The following is a 2,163-nucleotide window of genomic DNA, read 5'->3' on the forward strand; positions in this document are numbered from 1 at the left end:
ATTAAAGCAGTTCATTCCTACGGCATCTGTTTCTGCAAAAAGGAATGCACCGTTGCGGGGAAAAAGCTGAAATAAAATCTCAAGGCGGGGCGGGGCTCTGCCGTATCATTCAGATAACATTGGTGTATTTTTGTCCTGCTGCATCCACGGGTATATCTTATTCTTGCTTCCCCGGGGTATTCCGGGGCCTCTTTTTTCTTTTGGCTCATCGGTCTTGGGCTTGTTTTTGCTCCCTTTGGGCCGGCCCGGAGAGCGCTTTTCCGGAAGACTGATCTTTCCCCGAAGCTCTGAGACTCACCGTCGTTATGAGATCCGTCTATGGCGATCCAGGCCTGAGAGACGTTTCTTTTCAGGCATTCATGAAGCCATTTTGACATGAAATCGGAACACTGTTCCGCGGTAATCCCCCGCCCGAACAGTTCTTCGTTCCCGGCTTCAGCCTCCTCCGCCTCATCTGCCCCCGCTCCGTTTCTGAAAACCGCACCTCCGAACTCCGGCTGTCCGGGCATTCCGGAGACTCCGCAGAATAATCCCCGACCGCATCCATGGCATAGTCCAGCAAAAGATTCGCCCCGGCGGCTCCGAACACCTCAAGAAGCCTTTCATATAAACCGTTCTCATAGGAGATCCCCAGGATGAGGGCATACATTCCCGGACGGAGGACGCGCTTCAGGGGATCCGCGGTTCCGCCATAGTAATTTTCCCAGAGATCCGGGAAATAAAACCGGAAATTCTCATTGGGATACATGGTCTTTTCGGTGGCAGCCCTGCCGATATTCATGCGCTTCAAGTCCCGCATTCTGGCATTGCCGGCGGCGGGCAGGAACACAAAAACCCTCCCGTCATGCTTATTGATATGGCCGTTCTCGGGAATGGGAATTTCCCGCTTTTCCCGGTAAATGTGAGACATAGGAGCTCCCCAAAATACTCCTACACACCGCCCGGCCCTGTCCGGCATTACGGACGGATATAATAATAATAATAAAATTATATCAGGCATATTTGACAATATCAAACCGCAGCACTGGCATTTGATTGCATTTTTCCGAAATAAATAAGAAAAGAGGCCCTGCTTTCGCAAGACCTCGTTCAATGATTTGCAGACAATACTGCTGCGCCAAACTATGCTGACAGGAACAGGGAAACGAAATTACCGCCAAAGGTTAATCTGTCAATTTGTCTCTTCGCTGTTCCGGCTCCCCGCTATTTGGGAACAATATTATGCCGGAGCGCCAGGCGGGTGAGCTCCACATCGCCGTTAATGCCCAGCTTCTTGAACACCCGGTAACGGTAGGAATTTACGGTCTTGGGGCTGATGGCCAGCTTGTCGGCAATCTCGCTGACCTTGTGGCCCTGCGCGATCATGACGCTGATCTGAAACTCCCGCTCCGCCAGAATGCCGAAGGGGTTCATGTCCTCCCCGACCTCATGCTTGCCGTTCCCCGGAAAACGTTCCAGAGCCATGCGCTGCGCAATGTCCGGCTCCAGATAGCGGCGGCCGGCGTAAACCTCCTGAATGGCCTTCAGCATCTCCTCGGGAGCAGCGCCCTTGGTAAGATAACCGGCGGCTCCGGCCTTCAGCACCTGGGCGGGAATGGGATCATCGGTATGCACCGTAAGCATGAGCACCTTGCCGTCGGGATTGTACCTGAGAATGCGCTTGGTGGCCTCCAGGCCGCCGATTCCCGGCATGCTCACATCCATCAGAATCACATCCACCTGATGCTCCCGGCACCAAGTTACGGCTTCTTCTCCCGTGGTGGCCTCTCCGAGCACCCGAAGGCCCCGGAAATCTTCCAGTATTTTTCTGATGCCGGCGCGAACCAGATCGTGATCGTCAACAAGGTATAAAGTAATCAATTTAAAACATCCTAAAAAAACGGCTCCGGTAACAGCTTTGCCGATGACGGCCGGCGGTATCTTAAAACGCGGCGGCAAATCAGACGGCAGCTGTTATCGCTGCCATTATGTTCCGGAATGGTTCATCCGTCAAACTCTCCCCGCAAATTTTCCCTTCCCGGGGAGACTTAAACAACCGCCAGAGACGGTATTTATCGGTTCAGCAACAAAAAAAGGCCCTCCCTCAGGGAAGGCCTGCATGCATTATCAGCCCGCGGGTTCGTCAGGTTCCTTCTGCGCCGCCTTCCCGGCCTTGCCGGAAAT

Annotated in this window: 2 protein-coding genes; both read right to left on the reverse strand. The window is 53.5% G+C overall.

Annotated features, from left to right (window positions below):
* Positions 1-349: 349 nt before the first annotated feature.
* The gene (locus ACJROR_RS04665) at positions 350-910 is read right to left on the reverse strand and encodes a hypothetical protein (protein WP_406546082.1); all 561 of its coding nucleotides are present in this window, start codon (positions 908-910) and stop codon (positions 350-352) included.
* A 293-nt stretch (positions 911-1,203) separates the two neighbouring features.
* The gene (gene uvrY, locus ACJROR_RS04670) at positions 1,204-1,860 is read right to left on the reverse strand and encodes a UvrY/SirA/GacA family response regulator transcription factor (protein ID WP_406040842.1); all 657 of its coding nucleotides are present in this window, start codon (positions 1,858-1,860) and stop codon (positions 1,204-1,206) included.
* Between the last annotated feature and the right edge of the window lie 303 nt (positions 1,861-2,163).

It is taken from the genome of Succinimonas sp., assembly GCF_045225735.1.
Taxonomy (GTDB): Bacteria; Pseudomonadota; Gammaproteobacteria; order Enterobacterales; family Succinivibrionaceae; genus Succinimonas.

Excerpts from the sequence above, each read along its gene's own strand:
- ACJROR_RS04665 (WP_406546082.1), bottom strand. The coding sequence starts at position 910 with ATGTCTCACATTTACCGGGAAAAGCGGGAAATTCCCATTCCCGAGAAC.